The organism is Amycolatopsis sp. NPDC101161 (assembly GCF_044768185.1).
Lineage (GTDB): Bacteria > Actinomycetota > Actinomycetes > Mycobacteriales > Pseudonocardiaceae > Amycolatopsis.
This window is the reverse complement of the sequence record NZ_JBIWPI010000006.1, coordinates 267764-294291: the sequence shown is the minus strand read 5'-3', so window position 1 is coordinate 294291 and position 26528 is coordinate 267764. Positions and strand designations below refer to the sequence as shown.

The 26528-nt window shown below is 71.8% G+C and carries 27 protein-coding genes and 1 riboswitch; of the genes, 12 read left to right on the top strand and 15 right to left on the bottom strand.

The features are described from left to right. Positions 1 to 103: 103 nt before the first annotated feature. The gene (locus ACIRSS_RS39860; RefSeq protein ID WP_400904510.1) at positions 104 to 550 is read left to right on the top strand and encodes a pyridoxamine 5'-phosphate oxidase family protein; all 447 of its coding nucleotides are present in this window, start codon (positions 104 to 106) and stop codon (positions 548 to 550) included. 26 nt (positions 551 to 576) lie between these two features. After that, the gene (locus tag ACIRSS_RS39855; RefSeq protein ID WP_400904508.1) at positions 577 to 1155 is read left to right on the top strand and encodes a PH domain-containing protein; all 579 of its coding nucleotides are present in this window, start codon (positions 577 to 579) and stop codon (positions 1153 to 1155) included. 6 nt (positions 1156 to 1161) lie between these two features. On the opposite strand, the gene ACIRSS_RS39850 is transcribed toward ACIRSS_RS39855, so the two are convergent. Continuing rightward, the gene (locus ACIRSS_RS39850; RefSeq protein ID WP_400904507.1) at positions 1162 to 1731 is read right to left on the bottom strand and encodes a Uma2 family endonuclease; all 570 of its coding nucleotides are present in this window, start codon (positions 1729 to 1731) and stop codon (positions 1162 to 1164) included. Positions 1732 to 1863: 132 nt separating this feature from the next. Further along, positions 1864 to 3714, bottom strand: a complete 1851-nt coding sequence (gene lepA, locus ACIRSS_RS39845) for a translation elongation factor 4 (RefSeq protein ID WP_086678397.1) — start codon at positions 3712 to 3714, stop codon at positions 1864 to 1866. A gap of 115 nt (positions 3715 to 3829) precedes the next feature. On the opposite strand from lepA, the gene ACIRSS_RS39840 reads away from it, so the two are divergent. Further along, positions 3830 to 4450 carry a class I SAM-dependent methyltransferase gene (locus tag ACIRSS_RS39840; protein WP_400904504.1) on the top strand — a complete coding sequence of 207 codons (621 nt, stop codon included), beginning with the start codon at positions 3830 to 3832 and terminating at the stop codon, positions 4448 to 4450. On the opposite strand, the gene ACIRSS_RS39835 is transcribed toward ACIRSS_RS39840, so the two are convergent. Together ACIRSS_RS39835 and ACIRSS_RS39830 are read right to left on the bottom strand one after the other, a co-directional pair. After that, positions 4447 to 4821, bottom strand: coding sequence for a VOC family protein (locus ACIRSS_RS39835; RefSeq protein WP_400904503.1), 375 nt, complete (start codon positions 4819 to 4821; stop codon positions 4447 to 4449). The genes ACIRSS_RS39840 and ACIRSS_RS39835 overlap by 4 nt on opposite strands. A 23-nt stretch (positions 4822 to 4844) precedes the next feature. Further along, positions 4845 to 5708 (bottom strand): DMT family transporter, encoded by an 864-nt coding sequence (locus ACIRSS_RS39830; RefSeq protein WP_400904501.1) that lies wholly within the window; start codon positions 5706 to 5708, stop codon positions 4845 to 4847. A gap of 330 nt (positions 5709 to 6038) precedes the next feature. On the opposite strand from ACIRSS_RS39830, the gene rpsT reads away from it, so the two are divergent. Further along, entirely contained in the window at positions 6039 to 6299 is a 261-nt protein-coding gene (rpsT, locus tag ACIRSS_RS39825) for a 30S ribosomal protein S20 (protein WP_013228460.1), read from the top strand. A gap of 248 nt (positions 6300 to 6547) precedes the next feature. Here rpsT and holA read toward each other — a convergent pair whose 3' ends face one another. Then, complete coding sequence (holA, locus tag ACIRSS_RS39820) at positions 6548 to 7528, bottom strand: DNA polymerase III subunit delta (RefSeq protein WP_400904499.1); 981 nt, start codon at positions 7526 to 7528, stop codon at positions 6548 to 6550. 136 nt (positions 7529 to 7664) lie between these two features. Further along, positions 7665 to 7798, top strand: a riboswitch (SAM riboswitch). A 13-nt stretch (positions 7799 to 7811) separates the two neighbouring features. Here holA and thrC point away from each other — a divergent pair. Further along, positions 7812 to 9077 (top strand): threonine synthase, encoded by a 1266-nt coding sequence (thrC, locus tag ACIRSS_RS39815; protein ID WP_400904497.1) that lies wholly within the window; start codon positions 7812 to 7814, stop codon positions 9075 to 9077. Between the two features lie 113 nt (positions 9078 to 9190). Next, positions 9191 to 9679, top strand: a complete 489-nt coding sequence (locus ACIRSS_RS39810) for a DUF4231 domain-containing protein (protein WP_400904495.1) — start codon at positions 9191 to 9193, stop codon at positions 9677 to 9679. A gap of 5 nt (positions 9680 to 9684) precedes the next feature. Here ACIRSS_RS39810 and ACIRSS_RS39805 read toward each other — a convergent pair whose 3' ends face one another. The 7 genes from ACIRSS_RS39805 to nadD form a co-directional block, all read right to left on the bottom strand. Further along, complete coding sequence (locus ACIRSS_RS39805) at positions 9685 to 12057, bottom strand: ComEC/Rec2 family competence protein (protein WP_400904493.1); 2373 nt, start codon at positions 12055 to 12057, stop codon at positions 9685 to 9687. Continuing rightward, positions 12054 to 12776, bottom strand: coding sequence for a helix-hairpin-helix domain-containing protein (locus ACIRSS_RS39800; protein ID WP_400904491.1), 723 nt, complete (start codon positions 12774 to 12776; stop codon positions 12054 to 12056). Before ACIRSS_RS39800 ends, ACIRSS_RS39805 begins: the two co-directional genes overlap by 4 nt. A gap of 150 nt (positions 12777 to 12926) precedes the next feature. Next, entirely contained in the window at positions 12927 to 13784 is an 858-nt protein-coding gene (locus tag ACIRSS_RS39795; RefSeq protein ID WP_400904489.1) for a DegV family protein, read from the bottom strand. 4 nt (positions 13785 to 13788) lie between these two features. Further along, entirely contained in the window at positions 13789 to 14517 is a 729-nt protein-coding gene (gene octT, locus ACIRSS_RS39790; RefSeq protein ID WP_400904486.1) for a diglucosylglycerate octanoyltransferase, read from the bottom strand. A gap of 3 nt (positions 14518 to 14520) precedes the next feature. Beyond that, positions 14521 to 15135, bottom strand: coding sequence for a histidine phosphatase family protein (locus ACIRSS_RS39785; protein WP_400904482.1), 615 nt, complete (start codon positions 15133 to 15135; stop codon positions 14521 to 14523). After that, positions 15132 to 15527 carry a ribosome silencing factor gene (rsfS, locus tag ACIRSS_RS39780; RefSeq protein WP_003067112.1) on the bottom strand — a complete coding sequence of 132 codons (396 nt, stop codon included), beginning with the start codon at positions 15525 to 15527 and terminating at the stop codon, positions 15132 to 15134. The genes ACIRSS_RS39785 and rsfS overlap by 4 nt, the downstream gene beginning before the upstream one ends. A gap of 59 nt (positions 15528 to 15586) precedes the next feature. After that, positions 15587 to 16156, bottom strand: coding sequence for a nicotinate-nucleotide adenylyltransferase (nadD, locus tag ACIRSS_RS39775; protein WP_400905870.1), 570 nt, complete (start codon positions 16154 to 16156; stop codon positions 15587 to 15589). Between the two features lie 197 nt (positions 16157 to 16353). Here nadD and ACIRSS_RS39770 point away from each other — a divergent pair, with 197 nt between their 5' ends. The 5 genes from ACIRSS_RS39770 (at position 16354) to ACIRSS_RS39750 (ending at position 22310) form a co-directional block, all read left to right on the top strand. Next, positions 16354 to 18465 carry a RecQ family ATP-dependent DNA helicase gene (locus ACIRSS_RS39770; protein WP_400904480.1) on the top strand — a complete coding sequence of 704 codons (2112 nt, stop codon included), beginning with the start codon at positions 16354 to 16356 and terminating at the stop codon, positions 18463 to 18465. Positions 18466 to 18549: 84 nt separating this feature from the next. Next, on the top strand, positions 18550 to 19836 hold the full coding sequence (locus tag ACIRSS_RS39765) for an MFS transporter (RefSeq protein ID WP_400904478.1): 1287 nt from the start codon (positions 18550 to 18552) through the stop codon (positions 19834 to 19836). A 69-nt stretch (positions 19837 to 19905) separates the two neighbouring features. After that, entirely contained in the window at positions 19906 to 21630 is a 1725-nt protein-coding gene (gene argS, locus ACIRSS_RS39760) for an arginine--tRNA ligase (RefSeq protein ID WP_400904476.1), read from the top strand. Positions 21631 to 21642: 12 nt separating this feature from the next. Continuing rightward, a complete protein-coding gene (locus ACIRSS_RS39755; RefSeq protein ID WP_400904474.1) occupies positions 21643 to 22029 on the top strand; it encodes a PPOX class F420-dependent oxidoreductase in 387 nt (128 codons plus the stop codon). Further along, positions 22026 to 22310: a putative quinol monooxygenase gene (locus tag ACIRSS_RS39750; RefSeq protein WP_400904472.1), complete on the top strand. Its 285-nt coding sequence runs from the start codon at positions 22026 to 22028 to the stop codon at positions 22308 to 22310. The genes ACIRSS_RS39755 and ACIRSS_RS39750 overlap by 4 nt, the downstream gene beginning before the upstream one ends. Here the strand turns inward: ACIRSS_RS39750 and ACIRSS_RS39745 are convergent. Next, complete coding sequence (locus ACIRSS_RS39745; protein WP_400904470.1) at positions 22280 to 22879, bottom strand: TetR/AcrR family transcriptional regulator; 600 nt, start codon at positions 22877 to 22879, stop codon at positions 22280 to 22282. The genes ACIRSS_RS39750 and ACIRSS_RS39745 overlap by 31 nt on opposite strands. Before the next feature lie 62 nt (positions 22880 to 22941). On the opposite strand from ACIRSS_RS39745, the gene ACIRSS_RS39740 reads away from it, so the two are divergent. Next, a complete protein-coding gene (locus ACIRSS_RS39740) occupies positions 22942 to 23655 on the top strand; it encodes an SDR family oxidoreductase (protein ID WP_400904468.1) in 714 nt (237 codons plus the stop codon). A gap of 223 nt (positions 23656 to 23878) precedes the next feature. Here the strand turns inward: ACIRSS_RS39740 and proB are convergent, their stop codons facing one another. Next, entirely contained in the window at positions 23879 to 24988 is a 1110-nt protein-coding gene (gene proB / locus ACIRSS_RS39735) for a glutamate 5-kinase (protein WP_400904466.1), read from the bottom strand. Beyond that, positions 24985 to 26439, bottom strand: coding sequence for a GTPase ObgE (obgE, locus tag ACIRSS_RS39730; RefSeq protein ID WP_400904464.1), 1455 nt, complete (start codon positions 26437 to 26439; stop codon positions 24985 to 24987). The genes proB and obgE overlap by 4 nt, the downstream gene beginning before the upstream one ends. Between the last annotated feature and the right edge of the window lie 89 nt (positions 26440 to 26528).

Genomic DNA, 26528 nt, shown 5'->3' with positions numbered 1-26528 from the left:
CGCCGGCCACTCCTTGGCGGCGCCCCTAAGTACGGACGGTGATCGGCGGACCTCAACCGGTGAATCCGGAACACCCGGTTCGTCCGGCGGGTTAGATTGCGGCATGAGCGTTGATCTGGAGCAGGTGCGCGCGCTGTCGCTGCGGGAGAACGGCCTGGCCACCGTTGCCACTACGCGGGGTGATGGCACCGTCCACTCCTCCGTCGTCAACGCCGGCGTGTTCGACGACCCGGTGACCGGCGCTCCCGGCGTCGCCTACGTCGCCGTCGGGCGGGCGCACAAGCTCTTGCTGCTGCGGCGGGCCGGGCACGCCACCGTCACCTTCCGGCGCGGGTGGAACTGGGTTTCCGTCACCGGCGCCACCCACCTCATCGGGCCGGACGACCCCGACCCCGCCTTCGACCCCGCGGGCCTGCCGAAGCTCCTGCGCGACGTCTTCATCGCCGCGACCGGGACGCACGACGACTGGGACGAGTACGACCGCGTGATGGCCGAAGAGCGGCGGGTCGCGGTCTTCGTGACGGCGGACCGGATAATCGGCAACCCCTGACCAGCCCGGCCCGAGGAGTCGACCCGTTGCCCGAGTTCCCACCCCGCGTGACGACGCCGGTCAAGATCCTGATCGGCCTCCTCGTCGTCGCCGACGCCGGCTTCGGGGCGGCGCTCGCCCTCGGCCTGCTGCGCGGGCTGTCGCCGTGGCTGATCGGCGGCGCGTACGCGGCGTCCGTGCTCGTCGCGCTCGCGGCGTTCCGGGTGTCCCGGGCCCGCGAGCTGAAGCGCGGCTTCGCGAGCCTCCGCGACCTCACCGTCGGCGACGAGGGCCTCCGCCTGCCGGCGGGCACGCTGAGCACGCGGATGGTGCCGTGGTCCCAGATAGCCGACGTGACGGTCCGCCGCTCGGCCCGCTTCGGCGACGGTCACCTGCGCGACGCGCTCTGGCTCGACCTGGTCACGGGCGGGGGCATCGAGAGTTCGGTGCAGCGGTACGCGCCCCGCGGCCGGCTCACCCCCGCACCGCCGCAGCGACGCCAGTTCGAGCAGACGGCGATCCTCGACCCGGCCCTGTTCGACGCGGTGGTCGAGCGGCTGCGCAAGGAGCTGCGCCACCGTCAGTTGCACGCCCAGCTCCGCGCCCCCCGCCTCCGGGAGTACTGACACCGGTCAGCCGAGCCGGCCCAGCAGCTCCTTCGGCACGATCCGCACCGGGAACGGCCGCTCGACTTCGAGCGGTTCCTCACCTGCGGCCTTGGCCACCTGCTGGTAGTGCCCGTCTTCGTCCAGCTCGAACACCGTCAGCGCCGGCTCCGCCGGGTCGATCACCCAGTAGCTGTCCGTGCCGAACCGCTCGTAGACCGCTTTCTTGAGGTTCAGGTCGTAGATCGCCGTGCTGGGCGACAATACTTCGACCGCCAGCACCGGCGGCGCTGGGAGATCCTTCTCGGTGAAGTCTTCGTCCCGGCCGACGAGGACGTCCGGCTGCAGCTCGGTGTCGTCGCCCTGATGCACCGCGAATGGCGCGACGAGTACGTCGTACTCGGGCGGGCACACGTCGTCGAGAACTCTCCAGAGTCTCACCACGATCTTCTGGTGTCTTCTTCCCGGCGCGGGGCTCACGATGAGCACCCCGTCGATGAGTTCACGGCGTCGGCCATCGTCCGGCATCCCCTCGAGGTCGTGCACCGTCAGGGGGCCCGAATCGGCGGGATGCTCGATGTCTGCCATGACCGTCATGGTGCTCTCCTTTCGCTCTTCGCACCAGAGGAAACCAGAGACCACCGACAGAAACCACGTCGAACACGAGTTCGGCGCCCATATTCACGCGGTGGCGTGAATATGGGCGCCGGTGTCACATCAGTGGAACAGTTACTTCTTGTTCTTACCCGAGTCCTCAGTGGACAGTGCGGCGACGAAGGCTTCCTGCGGAACCTCGACCCGGCCGACGGTCTTCATCCGCTTCTTGCCTTCCTTCTGCTTCTCCAGCAGCTTGCGCTTCCGCGAAATGTCACCGCCGTAGCACTTCGCCAGCACGTCCTTGCGGATCGCGCGGATCGTTTCGCGGGCGATGATCCGCGAGCCGACCGCCGCCTGGATCGGGACCTCGAACTGCTGGCGCGGGATCAGCTCGCGCAGCCGGGTCGCCATCCGGTTGCCGTAGCCGTACGCCGCGTCCTTGTGGACGATCGCGGAAAACGCGTCCACGGTTTCGCCCTGCAGCAGGATGTCCACCTTGACCAGATCCGCGATCTGGTCGCCCGCCTCTTCGTAATCGAGAGACGCGTAGCCGCGCGTACGCGACTTCAGCGTGTCGAAGAAATCAAAGATGATTTCCGCCAGCGGGATGTTGTAACGCAGTTCGACGCGGTCCTCGGACAGGTAGTCCATGCCCAGCAGCGTGCCGCGCTTCGTCTGGCACAGCTCCATGATCGTGCCGACGAACTCCGACGGCGCGAGGATGCTGACCTTCGACACCGGCTCGTGCACCTCGGCGATCTTCAGCCCGGTCGGCCAGTCCGACGGGTTCGTCACGACCACCTCGCTGCGGTCTTCGAGCACCACGCGGTAGATGACGTTCGGCGCCGTCGAGATCAGGTCGAGGCCGAACTCGCGCTCGAGCCGGTCGCGTGTGATCTCCAGGTGCAGCAGGCCGAGGAAGCCGCAGCGGAAGCCGAAGCCCAGCGCCACCGACGTCTCCGGCTCGTAGTCGAGCGCGGCGTCGTTGAGCTGGAGCTTGTCCAGCGCCTCGCGCAGCTCGGGGTAGTCGGAGCCGTCCACCGGGTACAGCCCGGAGTAGACCATCGGCTTCGGCTCGCGGTAACCCGCGAGCGCTTCCTTCGCGCCGTGGCGCTCGGACGTCACGGTGTCGCCGACCTTCGACTGCCGGACGTCCTTCACGCCGGTGATCAGGTAGCCGACCTCGCCGACGCCGAGCCCCTTGCTGGGCTTGGGCTCCGGCGAGATGATGCCGACCTCGAGCAGCTCGTGCGTGGCGCCGGTCGACATCATCTTGATCTTCTCGCGCGGCGTGATCTTGCCGTCGACGACCCGGATGTAGGTGACGACGCCGCGGTAGGTGTCGTAGACCGAGTCGAAGATCATCGCCCGCGCCGGCGCGTCGGCGTCGCCCTGCGGCGCCGGGACCGTCTTCACGACCTCGTCGAGCAGCTCGCCGACGCCCATGCCGGTCTTGGCCGAGACCCGCAGGACGTCCTCCGGCTCGCAGCCGATGATGTGGGCGAGCTCACCCGCGTACTTGTCGGGGTCGGCCGAGGGCAGGTCGATCTTGTTGAGCACCGGGATGATCTGGAGGTTGTTCTCCAGCGCGAGGTACAGGTTGGCCAGCGTCTGGGCCTCGATCCCCTGCGCGGCGTCGACCAGCAGGATCGCGCCTTCGCACGCCTCCAGCGCCCGGGACACCTCGTAGGTGAAGTCGACGTGGCCGGGGGTGTCGATCATGTGCAGGACGTGGTCCTGGCCGTCGACCTTCCAGGGCAGCCGGACGTTCTGCGCCTTGATCGTGATCCCGCGCTCGCGTTCGATGTCCATCCGGTCGAGGTACTGAGCGCGCATGGCCCGCTCTTCCACGACGCCGGTGAGCTGCAGCATGCGGTCGGCCAGGGTGGACTTGCCGTGGTCGATGTGCGCGATGATGCAGAAGTTCCGGATGAGCTCCGGAGGCGTGAAGGTGGTGTCGGCGAACTTGTTGAGCGCTGTCACTCGAATGAGTCCTCGGAAAGTCGGGGATGGCCACCTCTATGCTCCCATGCCCCTCCGGGTGCCAGTGGGGGTCATCCCCGATGCGGGCTCTTTCGATCCGTGGTGCCCTCGAAGTATGAGCACTCCGCACCAGCCGGCACCCCCTCCCCAGCCGGAGACCAGCGGCTTCGCCCGCGTCCTCGACCGGACGTTCGGTCACCCCTCCGGCGCGCTCGGCCGCCTCGGCGGCTGGGTCATGGCCCGCGGCAACGCCGCCACCGAACAGCGCGTCGTCGACCTGGCCCGGATCGAGCCGGACGAGACCGTCCTGGTCGTCGGGCCCGGGCCCGGCGTCGGCCTGGACGCCGCCGCGCGGCTGGCCGGCCGCGCCATCGGCGTCGACCCCTCCCCCGAGATGCTCGGGCTCTGCCAGGAACGCTGCGGCGACCGCGTGGAGCTGCGCGAAGGGTCGGCGGCGCACACCGGCGAGCCCGACGCGTCCGTCGACGTCGTGCTGAGCGTGAACAACGTCATGCTGTGGGACGACCGCGCGGCCGGGTTCGCCGAGCTGCTGCGGGTGCTGCGCCCCGGCGGGCGGCTGCTGCTGTCCGCGCACGAGAAGTGGCTGCCCGTGAGCAGGCACGTCCTGGCCGACGAAGCCGCCGAAGCGGGCTTCGCCGACCTGCAGACCTGGACGTGGGACCCGCCCGGTTTCGCCGCGCTCGCCGCGCAGCTGCGGGCCGTCAAACCCGCCTAGCGGGTGTCCTTGCGGATCGGGTGGCCCGCGGGCACCTCGACCAGCACGATGCGCGTGCCGTCCGGGTCGGCGATCCAGGCCTCGTCGAGGCCCCAGGGCTCGCGCCGGGCGTCCCGCACCGGTTCCAGGCCTCTCTCCTTCAGGCCGGCCAGCGTGCCGGCGAGGTCCCGGACCTGCAGCCAGAGCACCAGGTCGGGCGACGACCCCGTCTCGCCCCGGCCGGAGACCTCCAGGGAGCCGTGGCCGAGGAAGAACACGGTGCCGCCGGGGAACTCGCGCTCCACGGCCAGGCCGAGGGTGTCGCGGTAGAACGCCGTCGTCGCGTCGACGTCACGAGGGCGGACGATCAGCCTGCTCTTCAGGACTTCCATCCGACCATCCCTACCGGACGCGCTCAGGCGGCCGCAATCGCGGCGATGCCGGAGAGCACGATCACCGACCCGGCGAGCCGCCGGACGGCGTCGCGCTCGCCCAGCACCAGCCACGCGGCGACGCCGCCGAGCACGATGCTCAGCTCGCGCGCCGGCGCGACCAGGCTGACCGGCGCCATCGTGAGGGCGAACAGCACGAGGATGTAGGCGACCGGCGACAGCAGCCCGACGAGCAGCACCTCCCGGCGGTGCACGCGCCAGACGCGGCCGACCTCGGCGCGCCCGGCCAGGGCGCCGGGCACGAGCATCAGGCTCTGCAGGATCGAGCCGAGGCCGAAGTAGACGACCGGGGGCACGCGGAGGCCGGTCACCGAGTGCGCGTCCCAGAGGGTGTAGCCGGCAATGACGGCGCCGGTCAGCAGGCCGTAGAAGATCCCGGCCTTCACCGCTTGGGGGTCTTCCGCCTTGCGGCCGGTGCTGATCACCAGCACGCCGGCCACGACCAGGAACGCGCCGAGCAGGCCGAGCCACCCGGGCCGTTCGCCGAGCACCAGGACGGCGGCCAGCACCGACAGCAGCGGGCCGGTGCCCCGCGCGACCGGGTAGACGACGGACAGGTCTCCGACGCGGTACCCGCGCTGCAGGACGATGCCGTAGGCGATGTGCAGCAGGGACGTGACGACCGCGGCGAGCAGCCAGCTCCACTGTGGACGGTCGGCTTCGACGACGAGCTGCACGACGGTGATCGGCAGCAGCACGACGGCGCCGACGGTGTAGTAGAGCCAGACGAACTGGGTGCCACCGGAGGAGATCCGCTTGGCGGCGAGGTTCCAGGCCGCGTGCACGACGGCGGCGACGAGGACGAGGGACAAAGCGGTGGTGTTCACGGGACCCCTTACGGGTTTTCGCGCGCGCGAAAACCGGGTCCTCCAGGCTTTTGCCCCGTCAGATGAACGACCGGCCGTCCGGGCCCGCCGATGGTGCCGCTCGGACCAGGCCCACCGGTCCTGGTTGTGTCGAGCGGGTGCGGCGGACCGGCGACGGAACCCTAGGCACTGCCGTCACCCACCGTACTCCCGGCTCCGGACGCCCGCGGCCCGGCTGTTAGAGTGGTCGCTCGCTGCCCGTGCGGCATTCCGTCATGGAGGAAACCCGCTCCTCGAGTGGGGCCACTTCAGCGCGGCGGCGATCTCACCGAGTGAAACAGGAGTTGCCCTATGGCCAACATCAAGTCGCAGATCAAGCGCATCACGACGAACGAGAAGGCGCGTCAGCGCAACCAGGCGATCCGGTCCTCGGTGAAGACCGCGATCCGCAAGGTCCGCGAAGCCGCGGAGGCCGGCGACAAGGCCAAGGCCGTCGAGCTGCAGCGCGACGCCGCCCAGAAGCTGGACAAGGCCGTCTCGAAGGGCGTCATCCACGCCAACCAGGCCGCCAACAAGAAGTCGGCGCTGGCCAAGCGCGTCAACGCGCTCTGAGCTGGTTGATTTCCGAGAAGGCCCCGGCTTCGGCCGGGGCCTTCTTCGTGTCCGGGGTGCCTTCGCTCGGCCGCGAGGGAGTGCTGGTGAACGCGCCACTGGCGGCGGGTGGTCCGCCCGCCGCGGCGTTGAGCGCGAATCCAGCCGGTGCCGCGGAAGCCGCAGCGGCCGCGCGCAGGCTCTCGTGGCGGCCGCCCTCGCCGCGGCTCAGGTCACCGCCGCCGGCCGCCGCTCCACCTGCCCCGGGGTCAGCGGTCGCCCTTGGCGGCCGCCACCTCCAGGACTGCTCGCTCCAGTGCGTAACCCGGGTCCGCCGCCACGCCCTTGACCTCGGCGTTCAGCCTCGCCACCACGCGCATCGCCGTGGCGAGGCCGTCCTGGTTCCAGCCCCGCGACTGCCCCTGGGCCTTGCGGATCTTCCACGGCGGCATGCCCAGCTCGCCGGCCATCTGGTTCGGGTTGCCGCGGCCCGCGCCCGAGACCCGGGCGATCGTGCGGACCGCGTCGGCCAGGGCGTCCGCCACCAGGACGTGCGGAACGCCCAGCTGCATCGCCCAGCGCAGCGACTCCAGCGCCGCCGAGCGGTCGCCGCTCACCGCCTTCTCCGCGACCGCGAAGCCCGTCACGTCGGCGCGGCCACGGTGGTAGCGGCGGACCGCGTCGGCGTCGACCGTGCCGCCCGTGTCCGCCACCAGCTGGCTCGCCGCCGACGAGAGTTCTCGCAGGTCGGAGCCCACCGCGTCGATCAACGCGGCGACCCCCGCCGGGTCGATCTTGCCGCCCGCGCGGCGGATCTCGTGCCGCACGAACTGCTCGCGCTCGGCCGGCTTGGTCAGCTTCGGGCACTCCGTGACCTCGGCGCCGGCCTTCTTCAGCGCCGCGGGGAGCGACTTGCCCGCCTTGCTGCGGCCGCCGCCGGTGTGCACGACGACCAGCACGATGCCGTCCGCGGGGTCCTTCAGGTACGACGCGACGGCGTCGGCCAGCTCCTGCGAGATGTCCTGCGCCGACTCCAGGACGATCACGCGGCCCTCGCTGAACAGCGACGGGCTGACGAGTTCGGCCAGCTCGGGGGCTGTGAGTTCGGACACCCGGACGCGGGTCAGCTCGGCCGTCGCGTCGATCGCGCGGGCGGCGGCGAGCGTCTCGCGGACGGCCCGCTCGATCAGCAGTTCTTCCTCGCCCAGCACCAGGTGCAGCGGGGCGGGGGCGGTGGCTTGCGCGGTCACCCGAGGATCCTCTCACTTGCGGTGTCGTGCGCCCTCTCCGGTGATGTCGGGCGGCCGGCATGGCACAGCGTGAGCGCCATGTCGTACGGTGTCCTCGAGGCGGCGCGCTCGTTCGCGCGCACCGACAACCGAATACCGCTCATCCAGAGGGGCAGAGGGAACGGCCCGACGAAGCCCCGGCAACCGGCGTACAGCCTGTCATCCCGCGATCGCGGGGTAGCTGACGACCACGGTGCCAATTCCGGCCCGCTTCGGCGGGGCAGATGAGGAAAGGAACCTCGCGATGACCGCAACCCTCGGCACGACCTCCACCACGAAGACCCCGGATCTCGGTCCCGCCGTCGAACTGGTGTCGAAGGAAGAGGGTCACCGGCAGCCGCTCGCCCCGGAGTTCGTCTCCGCCGAGGACTTCTCGCCGCTCGAGGTCGCCTACGACTTCGGCCGCGTCCGCCGCGAAGACATCGAGGCCGGCCCCAAGAACATCTGGCGCTACAAGAAGCTCCTCCCGGTTCCGTCCAACGTCGAAGAGATCCCCAACACCGAGCCCGGCGCGACCCGGCTGATCCGCGCCGACCGCCTCGCCAAGGAACTCGGCCTCAAGCGCGTGTGGGTCAAGGACGACACCGGCAACCCGACGCACTCGTTCAAGGACCGCGTCGTCGCCGTCGCGCTGGCCGCGGCCCGCGAGTTCGGGTTCGAGGTGCTCGCGTGTCCGTCGACCGGCAACCTGGCCAACGCGACGGCCGCCGCCGCGGCCCGCGCCGGCTGGCGGTCGGTCGTGCTGATCCCCAAGACCCTCGAGCGCGCCAAGATCCTCACCACCGCGGTGTACGACGGCGACCTGATCGCCGTCGACGGCAACTACGACGACGTCAACCGCCTCGCCACCGAGCTGGCCGGTGAGCACCCGAAGTGGGCGTTCGTGAACGTGAACGTCCGGCCGTACTACTCCGAAGGCTCGAAGACGCTCGCCTACGAGGTCGCCGAGCAGCTCGGCTGGCGCATCCCGCCGCAGATCGTCGTGCCGATCGCCTCCGGTTCGCAGCTGACGAAGGTGGACAAGGGTTTCCGCGAGCTGGGCCAGCTCGGTCTCGTGGACGCCAGCCCGTACAAGGTGTTCGGCGCGCAGGCGACCGGCTGCTCGCCGGTGTCGGCCGCGTTCCGCGCCGGCCAGGACGTGGTCCAGCCGGTGAAGCCGGACACGATCGCCCGCTCGCTGGCGATCGGCAACCCGGCCGACGGCCCGTACGTCCTCGACATCGTCAACCGCACCGGCGGCGCGATCGAGGACGTCACCGACGAAGAGGTCGTCGAAGGCATCCGGCTGCTGGCCCGCACCGAGGGCATCTTCACCGAGACCGCCGGCGGGGTCACCGTGGCGACGGCGAAGAAGCTGGTCGAGACGGGCAAGCTCGACCCGGACGCCGAGACGGTCCTCCTGATCACCGGCGACGGCCTCAAGACCCTCGACGCGGTCGAGAACCACATCGGCCCGAAGGCGACCGTGCCGGCGTCCGCCGAGGCCGTGAACGAGGCGCTCGGCTACTGACGTCCACGCCGGGGGCAGCCGAGCGGCTTCCCCCGGCGAGTACCTCCTTTCGCGTTTCCCCGGACCGATAGGGTCGGCACCCCACGTGCCGGCTCGGTCCAGGAGGTTCGGAAATGCGGAATCTCGGCAAGCACTGGATGGTCACCGCCGAACGCGACGGCCAGGCCTTGCCGACGACCGTCGTCGCGAAGTGGCGGTGGTACAAGAAGGGCGCCCGGCGAGACCGGCTGAGGTACGGCGTGGTGGAAGTCGTCGCCCTCACCGGTTCCGCCGCGATCCCGGTGGCCGCCGCCGCCCACCTCGACTCGGTCGTCATCGCCGCCCTCGGCGCCGTCGTCCTGGTCGCGACCGGGATCCGGACCACCTTCGGCATGCACCAGAACTGGGTGGAGCACAGCCAGATCGGTTACGCGATCGAGCGTGAAGCCGCGTTGTTCCTCCATTCCGCACCGCCGTACGAAGGCACGGACGCGGTTCGGGTGCTGGTCGCACGGGTGGAGACCCTGGCCGACGAGGGCGGGCAACAGTGGGCTCGCCGCCGGATCACCTTCGAACGCGACCGCCAGGCCGCCGAAAGCGGCCGGAACCCCGCCGTGAAGTGACCCGCTCACCGGCGAGGCGGGGCTCGTGGCTCGCCTCGGCGGACTATCGCCGTTCCGGTGACCACCGCGGTGTCGCCGTCCACGTCGGTTCGGGTCACCAGGGCTCCCAACGCCGTCAGACTGTCCATTGTGGTCTTGCTGGGGTGGCCGTATGTGTTGCCCGCGCCCACACTGACCAACGCCACCCTCGGCGCCACCGCCGCGAGGAAAGTCGGCAACGAGTAGCGCGAACCGTGGTGTGGCACCTTCAACACCTCCGCTTTCAGATCACCGACGTCGGCCAGCAAGTCCGATTGGGCCGCCACTTCGACGTCGCCGGTCAGGAGCACTCGCCCGGCCGGGGTTTGCGCTCGCAGGACCACCGAACTGTTGTTGATCGTCGTGCCGTCCTGCGGGCCCGCCACGCGGGCCGGTACATAAGGCGGGCCGAGTACGTCGAGCGTCAAGCCGGGCCAGTTCATCCGCTCCCCCGGGTTCAGCTCCACCAACGGCACGTCCTGTTTCGCGGCCTCGGCCGCGACTTGGCGCCACGCCCAGTCCGGCGCCCGCCCCGGGCCGACGGCGACCGCGCCGACCGACCGGCCCTCGAAGACCGACGAGAGCCCGCCGATGTGGTCCGCGTGCAGGTGGCTCAGCACCAGCAACGGGATCCGCTCGACGGCCAGCCGGTGCAGGCACTCGTCCACCGGCCCGGGCTCGGGCCCGGTGTCCACGACGATGGCCCGTCCGGGCTCAGCCGTCGCCAGCACGACCGCGTCGCCCTGGCCGACGTCGCACTCGACCATCGCCCAGTCGCGTGGGGGCCACGCCGGTGCGAGCACCCGGACCGGCACGAACACCAGCAACGCGCCGACGACCAACATCGCCATGACCAGCCGCAGCCGTCGGTGCCGGGCGGCCAGCACCAGCACCACGAGCACCGCGGCGGCCAGCAGCCCACCCGTCCAGCCGCCAGGCCAGGCGACGACCGCGCCGGGTGCCCGGGAGCCGTGCCGCGCCACCGTGATCAGCCACCGCGCTTCCGGGTCGGCCAGGTGCACCAGGACCTTCCCGGCACCCGGCCACCACGGGCCGACCACCGTCGCCAGCACGCCGAGCACCGTCGCCGGGGCCACCACGGGTGCGGCGAGAACGTTGGTGAGCACCGAAACCAGGCTCACCGTGCCCGCCATGCCCGCGAGGACCGGCGCCGTCACCAGGAACGCCGCCAACGGGATCGCCAGCCCTTCGGCGAACCCCGGCGGGATGCCGCGGCGCACCAGCACGGCGGCCCAGCGGGGTGCGACCAGGACCAGCCCGGCCGTGGCGAACACCGACAGCGCGAACCCGAAGTCCGTGGCCATCGCCGGATCCGTCACCACCAGCACGCACACCGCGAACGCCAGCGCGGGGAGTGCCGAGCCACGCCGGCCCAGCGCCAACGCCAGCAACGCGACCGCCGCCATCACGCCCGCCCGCAGCACGCTCGGCTCCGGGCCGACCAGGACGAGGAACCCGGCCAGGCACGCACCGGCCGCGACCGCCGACGTCCGCGGCCCGACCCGAAGCAGGCGCAGCAGGAGCAAGACCGCGCCGCACGCCACGGCGAGGTTCCCCCCACTGACGGCCGTCAGGTGCGCGAGGCCGGCGGTGACGAACTCCTGCTCGACCCGCGGCGACAACCCGCTCGTGTCGCCCAGGACCAGGCCCGGCAGCAGGCCGGCGGGTTCGTCCGGCAGGACCTGGCACAGGTCGTGGAGTCCGGCGCGCAGCCCCGCCGCGGTCCGCTGCCACCACGGCGCCGGTCCGGGGTCGCCCGGCGGGCCGCGCACGGACAGAACTGCGGCGGTCAGGTCCGAGCCGCGCGGCGGCATCAGCAGGCCCGTCGCCGTGACGTCCTGGCCCGGCAGCAGCGCCGCCCACTGAGCGACCGGCGCCAGCAGCAGGACGCGCCCGGACGACGTGAACGGCCGGCCGTCGACCGACGCCGTGCGGACGTCGGCCGTCAGCACCACCGAGCGGGCACCGGCCTGCTGGTCGGCGTACCCCGCGCTGCGCACGGGCTTCGGGCGTTCGGTGACGACGACCCGCAACGCCGCGGGCAGCCCGTCGGCCGCGGCGACCCGGAGGTCGTCCTGCTGCGCGTTTCGGATCCGCCAAGCGATCGGCCCCGCGGCGACGAGTCCCAGCACCAGCAGGGCCGCGGCCGCGCCGAGCGCCCGGGGACGGTCACGGGCGCGCCAGCACACCAGCCCGGCGAGCACCGCCGAAGCGAGGCCGACGGCGACCGCCGTCCACCAGCCCAGCAGCAGGCCGCAGAGGGCGGCGAGCCAGCACGCCAACGCTGCCGGGACGAGCCGCATGTCCTGCCGGGTGTCGGTCGTGGGAAGCGTGCTCATCCGACCATCACCTGCTCGCGCAGCTTCTGGAATTTGCTTTCCCCGATGCCGGACACATCGCGCAGTTGCTCGACCTTCGTGAAACCGCCGTGCTCGGTGCGCCACTGCACGATCCGCTGAGCCGTCACCGCGCCGACGCCGGGCAACGTGTCCAGCTGGTCCGCGCTCGCCGCGTTGAGGTCGACCTTGCCGCCCGCCGGGGTACCGGCCGGCGCCGCGGCGGCGGGTGCCGGGATCCCGACCGCGAGCTGCTCCCCGTCGGTCACGCGGCGGGCGAGGTTCAGCGAGCTCAGGTCCGCGCCGGGCTCGGCGCCGCCCGCGGCCCTGAGCACGTCCGCGACCCGGGCGCCCTGGACCACGGTGACCAGGCCGGGCGACCGGACGCGGCCGATGACGCTGACGACGAGACCGGCCTGGGGTGCGGCCCGGGCCGATGCCTCGCTCGCCGGTTTCGCGCTCGGCAGCGCGGGTGGTGACTCGGGCACCGGACGGCCGCCGAGGAGCGCGACCGAGCCGAGGACGATCACCACGACCGCCGCGAGGACACCGGCGAGCGCCCACCGGCGGCGGCCGGGACCGGCCGATCCGCCCGGTAGCCAGCGCCGGACCAGCCGGCCGCCGGGCCCGACCGTGCTCGCGTCGGGCGAGAGCTGGTCGGCCAGCCAGGCGAGCCGGTCGTTGACGGGAGGGCCCGGATCCCGGGCGGGCTGCTCGAACACACGATCGACGTTAGGGCCCGCGGGGAGGCGTCCGACAGGGGTGCCGCCGCGTCCTGTGGACAACCGGGGTGATGTGGATGGATCCACCCGGCCCGGCCCGGGAACGGCCGTTTCCGCCGTACCCGGGTGGCATGCTGGCGGGTTCGGCGGCTAGCGCCGGGACGGGACCGTCCGCTGGACGACCACCCCGAGCACGCCGGGCCCGGTGTGCGCCCCGATCACCGCGCCCAGCTCGGAGACCACGCACCCCGCCGAGCGCGGCACCGCCTCCTCCAGCCGGTTCGCCAGCTCGACCGCCCGCTCCGGCGACGCGAGGTGGTGGACGGCGAGCTCGACGTCATCGCCCTCGGCGGCCTTGGCGGCCAGCTCGACCAGCCGCGCGAGCGCCCGGTTCATGGTGCGGACCTTTTCCAGCGGCAGGATCCGGCCGTCCGACATGTGCAGCACCGGCTTCACCGCCAGCGCCGTGCCCAGCAGCGCCGCGGCCGGGCCGATCCGGCCGCCGCGGCGCAGGTGGTCCAGGGTTTCCACGACGAACAGCGTCGACGAGCACCCGGCGGCGGCCACCGCCGCGGCCTCGACCTCGGCCGCGTCGGCCCCGGCGGAGGCGGCCGAAGCGGCGTGCAGCGCGGCGAACCCCAGGCCCATCGCGGTGGTGCGCGAGTCGACCACACGGACCCGGTCCGGCCCGACTTCCTGCGCCGCCAGCACGGCGGCTTCCCAAGTGCCCGACAGCTCGCGCGACAGGTGGACGGAAACGATCGCGTCGGCACCGTCGGCCAGCGCCGCGCGGAACTCCTTCACGAACTCGGTGGGGGTCGGGCGCGAGGTCGTGACGATCTTGCGCTGGCTCATCGCCTCGGCGACCGCCGCCGGGCCGGTCTCGACGCCGTCGAGGGAAACCACGCCGTCGACCAGGACGTGCAGCGGCACCACCCGGACCGCGTGCCGTTCGGCGAAGCCCTCCGGCAGGTGGGCGGTGGAATCCGTGACTACGGCGACCGACACGCCGTCAGCCTACGTGGCCGGGGGCCGCCACCGGCGCCAGCAACACGGACATCGCCTCGCCCACCGCGGCGTGCCCTTTCCAGCCCCAGTGCATGCCGTCCGGGTTGCCCTCGCCGCTCAGGACGTGCTCGCCGACGACGGCTTCCAAGTCCAGCAACGGAATCCCGGCCCGCGCGCCCCAAGCCTTCATCGCGGCCTCCGCGGCCGGACGCGCGGTGTGCACGCCGCCGTAGGCCGCGGCCCGGTGCACCGACGGCAGCCACCCGTAGATCGGCAGCTCGGGCCGCAGGACGCGCAGCGCGCCGACGGCGGTGTCGAGGTACTGCACGGTGAGCTTGGCCGGCAGCACCACCGGACGGCCGCGGAACGCGACCGACAACCGGGGCTGCGCGGAGAGGTAGGCCTTGCGCACCACGCGTCGCACGGGGTCGGGCCGCAGGTACTTCAGCCCGGTGCGCAGGTAGGTCGGCAACGGCGAGGGCAGCGTGTCCATGCTGCCGACCGCCAGGACGACCGCGTCGACGTGGTGCAGATCGGCCCACACGCGCGGGTCGCCGGTCAGCGACCACCAGGCGTCGCGGGCGGTCCAGCCGATCCCGGCGACCAGGTCGGCGGTGCCGCCGAGCGCGGCGGCCGCGATGTTCGGCCACAGCCGCGGTTCGTCGGCGGCACAGGGTCCTTCGGGACCGTGAAAGCTCAGCGAATCGCCGAACACCAGCAGGCGCGGCCCCATCGGCTAGCCGTGCATCCCCGCGTTGTAGGCCTGCAGGCGCCACTTCCCGTCGCGTGCTCCCAGCTCGACCCAGTGGCAGTTCGAGATCCCGCCCAGCGACGGCCAGGTCTCCACCGGCAGGTTCAGCAGGTGCGCGGTGAGCGCCGTGATCAACCCGCCGTGCGCGGCCAGCAGCACGGTCTCGCCCGCGCCGGAGTTGGCTTGCTGCAGGTCGGTGACGACTTCGCCGGCGCGATCGGCGACGTCGAGGCGGTTCTCGCCGCCCGGCGGCGCCCAGGTGGCGTCCCGGCGCCAGCGGGCGCGTTCACCGGGGTAGGCCTCGTCGACCTCGGCGCCGGTCATGCCCTGCCACTCGCCGAGGTGCGTCTCGCGCAGCCGCTTGTCGATCCGCAGCGGGACGCCGATCGCGTCGGTGAGCACGGTGGCCGTGTCGGTGGCGCGGCGCAGGTCGGACGCGATGACGAGGTCCGGGGAGAACCGGGCCAGCGCGGGAACCGCGAACCGGGCCTGGTTCCACCCGCGCGGGGTCAGCGCCGAGTCCAGGTGACCCTGCATCCGCCCGGCGGCGTTGTAGTCCGTCTCGCCGTGGCGCCAGAGCACAAGCCGCCGCGGGCTCACGGGACGTCCGGGTCCTCGTCGGCGGGTGGCTCCTCGAGTCCGGCCACCTCGATGCGCGGGCAGTCCTTCCACAGCCGTTCGAGGCCGTAGAACGTGCGCTCTTCGACGTGCTGGACGTGCACCACGACGTCGACGTAGTCCAGCAGGACCCAGCGGCCCTCGCGGGCGCCTTCGCGGCGGACCGGCTTGTGGCCGCTCTCCCGCAGCTTCTCCTCGACGTTGTCGACGATCGCGCCGACCAGGCGCTCGTTGGACGCGGAGGCGATGACGAAGGCGTCGGTGATGACGAGCTGCTCGGACACGTCCAGCACGACGACGTCGCTGGCCTTCTTGTCCGCCGCCGCGTGTGCCGCCGCTACGGCCAGCTCTCGTGCCTCGGACGTGGCTGCCACGGTGCTCCTTCTCAGATCGGGTTCGCCCGAGAAGAGTACCCGCCGCGACCAGGGACCCTTCAGTCGCTCTTCCGGTAGAGATCCTTCTTCGCGATGTAGCGGACGACGCCGTCGGGTACGAGGTACCAGACCGGCTCCCCGCGTTCGACGCGATCGCGGCAGCCGGTCGAGGAGATCGCCATCGCGGTGACCTCGACGAGGCTCACCTTGCCGCTGGGCAGGTGGTGCGAGTTGAGCCGGTAGCCGGGCCGCGTGACGCCGATGAAGTGGGCGAAGTCGAACAGCTCGTCGGCCTTGTGCCAGGTCAGGATCTGCTCGAGGGCGTCGGCGCCGGTGATGAAGAAGAGCTGGTCGTCGGGGTACTCGGCGTGGAGGTCGCGCAGGGTGTCGACGGTGTAGGTCTGGCCCCCGCGGTCGATGTCGACGCGGCTGACCGAGAAGACCGGGTTGGACGCGGTCGCGATGACTGTCATCAGGTAGCGGTCCTCGGCCCTGGTCACCTGGCGGCTGGTCTTCTGCCAGGGCTGGCCGGTGGGGACGAAGATCACTTCGTCGAGCCCGAACCGGGACTGGACCTCGCTGGCCGCGACGAGGTGACCGTGGTGCACGGGGTCGAACGTGCCGCCCATGACCCCGATCCGCCGTGGTGACATGACCGGAGAGCCTATACAGCCGCGGCCCGCGCAGCCGGGTCCTGTGGGACACCTCGCCCGACCGGGCAAGAGATGTGATTCAGGTCACATAACGGCCCGTATTCGTCGCGAACGGTCCGTTCGCGACGCCGCCGATTCCCGGTTCGTCGGTGCCATGGGGTAGACGTGGGGACGTGGACACGACCAGCACCACCCCAGCCCTCCGCGACCGCGCCGAGACCCTCCTCCGGGCACTGGCCGGCGATTCGGCGAAGCTGCGCGAAGACCAGTGGACGGCCATCGAGGCCCTGGTCGCCCAGCGGCGTCGCGCGCTGGTCGTGCAACGCACCGGCTGGGGCAAGTCCGCCGTGTACTTCCTGGCCACGGCGTTGCTGCGCGAACAGGGCAGCGGGCCGACGGTCATCGTCTCGCCCCTGCTCGCCTTGATGCGCAACCAGATCTCGGCGGCGGCCCGCGCCGGGATCCACGCGGCGACGATGAACTCCGCGAACCCGCAGGAGTGGGACCAGGTGCAGGCGGCGGTCGCGGCCGGCGAGGTGGACGTCCTGCTGGTCAGCCCCGAACGGCTGAACAACCCGGACTTCCGCGACAACGTGCTGCCGAAGCTGACCGCGAGCACCGGGCTGCTAGTGGTCGACGAAGCGCACTGCATCTCCGACTGGGGGCACGACTTCCGGCCGGACTACCGGCGGCTGCGCACGCTGCTGGGCGACCTGCCCGACGGAGTGCCGGTGCTGGCGACCACGGCGACGGCGAACGACCGCGTCGTCACCGACGTCGCCGAGCAGCTGGGCCTCGGCACCGGCACCGACACGCTGGTGCTGCGCGGCACCCTCGACCGGGAGAGCCTGCGGTTGTCGGTGTGCCGGCTGCCGACGTCGCAGGCGCGGCTGGCGTGGCTCGCCGACCACCTGGCCGAGCTGCCGGGCTCCGGGATCATCTACTGCCTGACCGTGGCGGCGGCGCACGACGTCGCGTCGCTGCTGAAGGACCGCGGCTACCCGGTGGCGGCCTACACCGGCAAGACCGACCCGGCCGACCGGCAGGCGGCCGAGGACGACCTGCTCGGCAACCGCGTCAAGGCCCTGGTCGCGACGTCGGCGCTGGGCATGGGGTTCGACAAGCCCGACCTCGGGTTCGTCGTGCACCTCGGGGCGCCGTCATCGCCGATCGCCTACTACCAGCAGGTCGGCCGCGCCGGGCGTGGCGTGGAACGCGCCGAGGTCGTGCTGCTGCCCGGCGAGGAGGACCGCGCGATCTGGGCGTACTTCGGCTCGCTCGCCTTCCCGGACGAGCTGCGGGTGACGCAGGTGCTGAACACGCTCGCCTACGCCGACCGTCCACTGTCGACGGCCGCGCTCGAGCCGTCGGTCGAGCTTTCGCGGTCGCGGCTGGAAATGGTGCTCAAGGTGCTGGACGTCGACGGCGCGGTGCGGCGCGTCAAGGGCGGCTGGACGAGCACGGGCGAAGACTGGGAGTACGACAGCGGGCGGTACCGGCGGGTCGCGGAGGCCCGCGACCGCGAGCAGGCGGCGATGCTCGGCTACCTGGCGACCGACGGCTGCCGGATGGAGTACCTGCGGCGCCAGCTCGACGACCCCGAGGCGGCGCCGTGCGGGCGGTGCGACAACTGCACCGGGCAGCACTGGGACACGACGGTGTCCGACGAGGTCGCCGAGGCGACCCGCGAACGGCTGCAGCGGCCGGGTGTCGAGGTAGCGCCCCGGAAGCAGTGGCCCACCGGGATGTCCTCTTTGGACGTTCCGGTCTCCGGCCGGATCGGCGCCGACGACCAGGCCGAGCCGGGCCAGGTGCTCGGGCGGCTCACCGACGTCGGCTGGGGCAACCGGTTGCGCGAGCTGGTCGGTCCCCAGGCGAAGGACGGCGAGGTGCCGGACTCGGTGTTCAAGGCGTGTGTGCAGGTGCTCGCCGGGTGGCAGTGGGCGGATCGGCCGGTTGCGGTGGTCGCCGTCCCGTCGGAGACGCGGCCGCAGCTCGTCTACAGCCTCGCGACGCGGCTGGCCGAGATCGGCAAGCTGGACTTCCTCGGCGCGCTCGACGCCGAGGGGCCGCCCCCGCGTCAGGCGAACAGCGCGCAACGGCTGGCGGACCTGTGGCGGCGGCTGAGCATGCCGGCCGACCTCGCGGGGATCCTGCCGGCCGGGCCGGTGCTGCTCGTCGACGACGTCATCGACACGGGCTGGACGATGACGCTGGCCGCGCGCCTGCTGCGGCGGGCCGGGGCGCCCGCGGTCCTGCCGTTCGCGCTGGCGAGCACGGCGTAGGAGAAGGGAGGACGGTCGGAACCTTTCGGACTGCGAACGGATGTGGCAAAGTCCCGTCCACCTTCGGGTGACGTGGAGGCCGCCATGACCGAGTCCACCGTGCGGGTATCCCAGCGGCACCGGCTGCCGGTGCGCAAGCTGTTCGCGGCGAGCGCGGGCAACGCGCTGGAGTGGTTCGACTGGACGATCTACGCGACGTTCAGCATCTACTTCGCCGGCGCGTTCTTCCCCTCCGGGAACGACACCCTCGCCCTGATCAACACGTTCGCCACCTACGCGCTCGCGTTCTTCTTCCGCCCGCTGGGCGGGGTCCTGCTCGGGCGCTTCGCGGACACGCGCGGCCGGAAGCCGGCCATGATCCTCACCATCCTGCTCATGGCGGGCGGGTCGGTGGCGATCGGGTTGCTGCCGACGTTCTCGCAAGTGGGCTGGCTCGCGCCGATCCTGCTGCTGCTCGCCCGCGTCGCTCAGGGGCTGTCGCTCGGCGGGGAGGTGTCGAACGCGTCGGCCTACCTGGGCGAGATCGCGCCGCCGGAGCGTCGCGGCCGGTACTCGGCGTTCTTCTACATCTCGACCGGGACGGCCGTGCTGATCGCGACCGTGCTCGGGTTCGTCCTGGCCCGGACGCTCGACAAGGCGCAGCTCGCTTCCTGGGGCTGGCGGCTGCCGTTCCTGCTGGGCGGCGTCTTCGGCCTGGTCGGGCTGTGGCTGCGCCGGAGCCTCACCGAAACCGAGCTGTTCGAGCAGACGAAGACCAAGGCGCGCAAGCTCGAGCGGCCGCTGCTGACCACGCTGACGCACCACCCCAAGGCCGTCGGCCGGCTCGTCGGCTTCACGATGCTCTCGACGCTTTGCTACTACACGTTCTTCAGCGCGCTGACGTCGTTCGCGGTGAAGAACCGGCACGCGGACGCCGGCGCGGTCTTCCTTGCGCTTTCGGTCGGCACGGCGTTGTTCATCGCGCTGCAGTACCCGATGGGCGCGCTCGCCGACCGGGTCGGGCGGAAGCCGCAGCTGCTGGTCTGGTCCGGGGTGACCGCGGTGGTCGTCGTGCCGCTGTCCACTTTGATCGGCCCGAACGTCGGCGGCCTGCTCGTGGTGTTCTGCGTCGGGCTCGGGCTGTACACGGCGATGACGTCGATCGCGCCGGCCATCATGAGCGAGCTGTTCCCCACCGAACTGCGCGGGCTGGGGATCGGTGCCTGGTACAACCTGACCGTCGCGATCTTCGGCGGCACGGCTCCGCTGCTCATCACGCTCTTCGGCACGGTCTCGCAGACGCTCTACTTCTGGTACGTCGCCGTGGGCGCGGCGATCGCGTTCGCCGTCATCCTCACGCTGCCCGAGACCAAGGGCAGCGAGCTGCGGTAAACCCTTCGTCACCGGCCGGTCACCCTCGCTACGCTGCGAGTTCCGTGACTGAGCCGAAGGAGGGACACCGTGCAGCAGACCGCCGACGTTACCGAGGAGCTGGCGCGCCGCGTGGTGGCCGCCGCCGGCAAGGCACTGGACGTCGAACTGACGCCGGAGCAGGCGCTGGTCCAGGCGTCGCCGCGCGAGGGTGTCGACTACCAGGCCAACCTCGCGATGAGCCTGGGCAAACGGCTCGGCCGTCCACCGCGCGAGGTCGCGGAAGCCATCGCTGGAGCGATAGAGCTGGACGGCATCGCCGAGCCGCCCGAGATCGCCGGGCCCGGGTTCCTCAACTTCGTGCTGCGCAAGGAATGGCTCGAACACCGCACCGGCGCACTGCTCGGCGACCCGCGTCTCGGCGTGCCCGAAACGACTGAGCCGCGGCGCATCGCGCTGGACTACAGCAGCCCGAACGTCGCCAAGGAGATGCACGTCGGGCACGTGCGCACGACGGTCATCGGCGACGCGCTCGCGCGGCTGCTGCGGTTCGCCGGGCACGAAGTGCTGCCGCACAACCACCTCGGCGACTGGGGCACGCCGTTCGGCATGCTCATCGAGCACCTGCTCGACGTCTCGGCCGGCCGCAGCGCCATCGCCGACCTCGACGCCTTCTACCGCGAAGCACGCCGGAAGTTCGACACCGACGACGCGTTCGCGACTCGCGCGCGCGAGCGTGTCGTGCTGCTGCAAAGCGGCGACGAAGAGACGCTCGGCGTCTGGCGCGAGCTGATCGCCGAGTCGACGCGGCACTTCAACGAGGTCTACGCGCTGCTCGGGATTTCGTTGACGGACCAGGACATCTACGGCGAGAGCTTCTACAACCCGTACCTCGCCGCGGTGGTCGACGACCTCGAGAAAGCCGGGCTGACCGAGGTCAGCGACGGCGCGATCTGTGTGTTCCCCGAAGGGTTCCGCAACCGCGAGGGCGACCGGCTGCCGCTGATCGTCCGCAAGCGCGACGGCGGCTACGGGTACGCGGCGACCGACTTGGCCACCGCGCGGTACTGGACGGCAGAACGCGGCGCGACCGATCTGCTCTACGTCGTCGGGGCCCCGCAGGCGCAGCACTTCGCGATGGTGTTCGCCGTCTGCCGCGCGGCCGGCTGGCTGACCGGGCACGCCGAGCACATCGGCTTCGGCACGGTGCTGGGCGCCGACGGCAAGACCATGCGGACCCGGGCCGGCGACACGGTCAAGCTGGCCGACCTGCTCACCGAGGCCGTCTCGCAAGCCGCCGCGGTCGTCGCCGAACGCAGCGAGCTCGACGCCGCCAGGCAGGCCGAGGTCGCCCGGGCCGTCGGGATCGGCGCCGTGAAGTACGCCGACCTGTCCGGTGACCGCGAGCGCGACTACGTCTTCGCGTGGGACCGGATGCTCGCCAAGGAGGGCAACACCTCGGTTTACCTGCAGTACGCGCACGCGCGGACGCAGTCGATCCTCGGCAAGGCGGGCGGCGTACCCGACGGCGCGGAAATCCTGCTGGACGCGCCGGAGGAACGGGCGTTGGCGTTGAAGCTGCTCAGGTTCGGCGAAGCGCTGAAAGCCGCGACGGACGGCTACGCGCCGCACAAGCTCTGCACGTACCTGTACGAGACGGCGGTCACGTTCTCCCGGTTCTTCGAGGAATGTCACGTCCTGAAAGCGCCCACGCCTTCACTGCGCGCGTCCCGGCTGAGGTTGACTACGCTGACGTCGCACACGCTCGCGCTCGGGCTTTCCCTGCTCGGCATCGAAGCGCCCGACCAGCTCTAGCGGGAGACCACTGTGGAACTGCCCGGCGATCTGCTCGCCCTGCTGCGCGAGCCCAGCCTCTGCTTCCTGTCGACGCTGATGCCCGACGGCTCGCCGCAGCTCACCCAGACCTGGGTGGACACCGACGGCACGCACATCCTCGTCAACACCGTGCTGGGCCACCAGAAGCAGCGCAACATCGCGCGCGACCCGCGGGTGGCGCTCAACGTCGCCGACCGCGAGCGGCCGTCGCGCTACTACGCGATCCGCGGGCGGGTCCTGGAGATGACCGAGGAAGGCGCCGTCGAGCACATCGAACAGCTGTCGCAGCGCTACCTCGGCGGCCCGTACCCCTGGTGGGGCGGGCGCGACCAGACGCGGCTGCTGCTCACCATCAAAGCCGATCGGATCACGTCGTGATCATCGTCGCCGGCTGGCTCGCCGTCGCTCCCGAAGAGCGTGACGCCTACCTCGACGGGTGCGCCGAAGCCGTCCGGCTCGCGCGGGAAGCGCCCGGCTGCCTGGAGTACGCGCTGGGTGCCGACCTGCTCGACCCCGGCCGGATCACCGTGTACGAGCGCTGGGAGTCCGATGCGGACCTTGAGCGCTTCCGCGGGTCCGGGCCGTCGGACGAACAAGCGGCACAGGTCCTCGACGCGTCGGTCGCGCGCTACCGGATTTCGGCGGTCGAGGCGCCGTGACCCGCTAGCAGCGTCACCAGCTCACCGGCCAGGCCGCGGCCGATCGGCTCCCGCGTCGCGAGGAGCCGGTACCAGAGCGTGCCGAACACGACGTCGATCACCGTGCCGGGCGCGACGCCCGCGAGCAGTTCGCCGCGCTCGCGGGCGCGGTCGACGATCGTGCCCAGCGCTTCGCGGCGGCGGTACAGGAAGTCTTCGCGGAACCGCTTGCCAAACTCCGGGTCGAGCTGCGCCTGCGCCATCAGCGCGCGAAGCGTGTCCGCGACCTGGTTCTTCTCCCCCAGTTCGAACGTGCTGCCGAGGAAGTGCTCGAGGTCGGCGCGGAACGAACCCTCGTCGGGGATCGGGATCTGCAGGTCGGCTTTCGTCGCGAGCGCGTCGAGGAGGACGTCGGCCTTCGACGGCCACCAGCGGTAGATCGTCTGCTTGCCGACGCCGGAGCGCGCGGCGATGCCTTCGACGGTCAGCGTGCCGTAACCCGACTCCGCGACCAGGTCGAGCGTGGCGGCGAGGATCGCCAGCCGGCTCTGCTCGCTGCGCTTGCGGCCGGGGCGGGACTGGTCGGTCATGGGATCCGATGGTAGCGTCGATTTCGAAACGAGACGTACCGGTTCGAAATGGGGAACAGAGCATGAGCATCGCACTCGTCGCCGGCGGCACCTCGGGCATCGGCCTGGCGACCGCGCGGCGGCTGCACGAGCAGGGGTACGCCGTCCACATCACCGGACGGGGCAAGGAGCGGCTGGACGACGTCGCCGCGAGCGACCCGGAGCTGACCGGGCACCAGGCCGACGGCGGCGACGCCACGGCGATGGGCGCGCTGGCGTCGTCGCTGGGGACGGTCGACGTGCTGGTGGTGTGCCTGTCCGGCGTGGAGGGCATGGGGCCGATCGATTCGCTGGACCTGGCGATGCTGCGGCGGGCCTTCGACGCGAAGTTCTGGGCGCACCTGACGACGGTCCAGGCGGTGCTGCCGCACCTGGCCGCGGACGGGTCGATCACGCTGCTCAGCGCGATCACGGCCCGGGCGGCGATGGCGGGCACGGCCGGGATCGGCGCATTGAACGCGGCGATCGAGGGGCTGGTCAAGCCGCTGGCGGTGGAGCTGGCGCCGCGGCGGGTCAACGCGGTTTCGCCGGGGGTGGTGGACACGGCGTGGTGGAGCGGGTTCCCGGCGGAGGTGCGGGAAGGGTTCTTCGCGCAGACGGCGGCTTCGATCCCGGCGCGGCGCGTGGCGACGGCTGAGGACGTGGCGGAGGTGGTGACGCTGGCGGCGACGAACCGGAACTTGACGGGAACGGTGTTGGAAGCCGACGGCGGTGCCCGGCTGGTCTCGCTGGGGTGATGGCGGGGCGCCTTCACGGGAAAGCGCCGGTCAGGGGCGCGGAGGGGCCGCGAGATCGGCCGCGCGGGGTCCGCCAGCGGGTGCGCAGTCGGCTGTGCGGCGAGACCGCGGCCTCGCGGCATCAGCCGAGCCATGGGCGACGGCCCCCTCGGCGGTGCGGAGTCGGGGACCGCGGCGGCGCGGCATCAGTCGAGCGTTGGGCGGTGGCGAGCCAGGGCTCGGGTCAGCGGCGCAGGGGGACGAGGTCGTCAGCGTGGACGACCTCTCGGCGCTGCTCCTCCGGGAGCTCCGGCGATGACCGGCCGATCAAGTCCGGGAGCTCTGTCGCGTCGAACGCCACCACTCCGCGGGCCACCGGGCGGTCCTTCGCGTCCACCAGGTCGACCACGTCGCCCGCCTGGAACTCGCCCTCCACGCCTGTAATCCCCGCCGCCAGCAACGACCTGCGGCGGCGGACCACCGCCGTCACCGCGCCGTCGTCCAGGCGGAGCGTTCCCGTCGTGTCCGCCGCGTAGCCCAGCCAGAACCTGCGGGCCGACAAGCGCGTGTCCGCCGGGGCGAACGCCGTTCCCGGGGACGCCGACGTCAACGCCGCCGAAGCTTCCGAAGCCGCCGCCAAGAGGACCGGGATGCCCGCTCCCGCCGCCGTGCGGGCGGCTGCCAGCTTCGAGACCATGCCGCCCGTTCCCAGGCCGGAGCTGGACATGCCGACCGAGATTCCGTCCACATCGGACTCCGACAGGACCTCCGTCAGCTTGCGGGTCGCGCCGTCGCGGGGGTCGCCGTCGTACAGACCGTCCACATCGGACAACAGGACCAGCGCGTCCGCGCCGATCAGGTGCGCGACCAGCGCCGCCAAGCGGTCGTTGTCGCCGAAGCGGATCTCTTCCGTCGCCACCGTGTCGTTTTCGTTGACCACCGGGACCGCGCCCAGCGCCAGCAGCCGCGAGAACGTGCGCTGCGCGTTGCGGTAGTGGGACCGGCGGACGACGTCGTCCGAAGTGAGCAGCACCTGGCCGACCGTCAGCGAATAGCGCCCGAACGACTCCGCGTACGCGTGCGCCAGCGCCAGCTGCCCCACGCTCGCCGCCGCCTGCTGGGTCGCCAGATCGCGGGGACGCTTGCCCAGGGAAAGCGGGGCGAGGCCGGCGCCGATCGCGCCCGAGGACACCAGCACGATCTGCGCGTCGCGGGACACGCGCTCGGCGATCGCGTCGACCAGCGCGTCCAGCCTCGCCACGTCGAGGCCACTGCCCGCCGTGGTCAGGGCCGACGAGCCGACCTTGACGACCAGACGCCGGGCCGCGGCGATCGCTTCGCGCGTCCCGCTCACGCGTCGAGGTCCAGGTCGTCGTCCTCGCCGGTGCCGTCGCGGCGGATCCGGCGGGCCTCCTTGCGCTCGGCCGCGCCGACGCGGTCGTTGCGCTCCAGCCGGACGTCGGTGCCGCGCCCGGACAGGTGCATCGCCACCGCGGGCGTCGACGGCTCCCACTCGAACTGGACGTCGCCGACCGTGACCGGGCTGCCCGGCACCGCGCCGAGCTTGGCCAGCTTCTCCTCGACGCCGAGCCGCTCGAGCCGGTCGGCCAGGTAGCCGACGGCCTCGTCGTTGCCGAAGTCGGTCTGGCGGATCCACCGCTCCGGGCGGCTGCCGCGCACGATGAACGCGCCCTCTTCCTCGGGGTCGACCTCGACGGTGAACCCGGAGTCGTCGACGGCGAGCGGCCGCAGGACGATCTTCTCCGGCTCCAGCACCGGCTGCGCCTCGCGGTACTTCTCGACGACCGCCGCGAGCGCGAACGTCAGCTCGCGCAGGCCCTTGCGGGAAGCGGTCGAGACCTCGAAGACCGGAAGACCACGGGCCTCGAACTCCGGCCGGACGAACTCGGCGAGCTCGGCGGCCTCCGGGACGTCGATCTTGTTGAGCACGACCACGCGCGGACGCTCTTCGAGCTTGCCGCCGAGACCCGGGGTGTACTTGGCCAGCTCCGCTTCCAGAGCGTCCACATCGGACAGCGGGTCGCGGCCCGGCTCCAGCGTGGCGCAGTCGACGACGTGCACCAGCACGGCGCAGCGCTCGATGTGGCGGAGGAAGTCCAGGCCCAGGCCCTTGCCCTCGGACGCGCCGGGGATCAGGCCGGGCACGTCGGCCATCGTGAACACCGTCTCGCCGCCGGTGATGACGCCGAGGTTCGGCACCAGCGTGGTGAACGGGTAATCGGCGATCTTCGGCTTGGCCGCGGACAGCACCGAGATCAACGACGACTTGCCCGCGGACGGGAAGCCGAGCAGGCCGACGTCGGCGACCGAGCGCAGCTCCAGCACCAGGTTGCGGGTCTCGCCCGGCTCGCCCAGCAGCGCGAACCCGGGCGCCTTGCGGGCCTTCGACGACAGTGCGGCGTTGCCGAGCCCGCCGCGGCCGCCCTGGGCGGCGACGAACGTGGTGCCCGGGCCGATGAGGTCGGCGACCAGCTCGCCGTCTTCGGTGAACACGACGGTGCCGGACGGCACCTTCATCACCAGGGTCTCCCCCGCCGCGCCGGCGCGGTTGCCGCCCTGCCCCATCTTGCCGCTGCCCGCCTTGGCGTGCGGGCGGAAGTGGAAGTCGAGCAGGGTGTGCACGTTCGGGTCGACGACCAGCAGGACGTCGCCGCCGTTGCCGCCGTTGCCGCCGTCCGGGCCGCCGAGCGGCTTGAACTTCTCGCGGTGCACCGAGGCGCAGCCGTTGCCCCCGTCACCGGCGGTCAGGTGGATGACCGCGCGGTCCACGAACCGGGACGCCATGACTTCGCCTCACTTCACTCAACGACAGTGTCTTCTGAAAAAGCTACGAACAAAACAAACGAGGGGTGGCACCGGATATTCCGGCCCCA